The 227-nt window shown below is 51.1% G+C and carries 1 protein-coding gene; it reads right to left on the bottom strand.

The genetic code is table 11. The features are described from left to right. Window positions 1-227 (bottom strand): MBG domain-containing protein (locus NE473_RS32490; protein ID WP_256265756.1); only part of this gene is annotated, 227 nt, incomplete at both ends.

Genomic DNA, 227 nt, shown 5'->3' with positions numbered 1-227 from the left:
CCGCTGCTTACCAGGTCATCATAGTTTCCTGTAAACTCCGGATCCTTAGTTCCATACGTCTTTGACGCGCTGTTCACCGTGATGGTCACATTTCTCGGCCTGATCACTACCGCCGCACTTACGGCTTCAGTTTCCTTGTAATTCGGATTCGTCGCCTTTACGTATACGGTATGCGTTCCTGCTTCCGTAAAGGTCGGGGCCGTCTCACTGTATTCTGTTCCGTTGGT

The organism is Hungatella sp. SL.1.14, assembly GCF_024460495.1.
Lineage (GTDB): Bacteria > Bacillota > Clostridia > Lachnospirales > Lachnospiraceae > Hungatella > Hungatella hathewayi.
The sequence above is the reverse complement of the archived record's forward strand: the minus strand, read 5'-3'. Positions and strand labels throughout refer to the sequence as shown.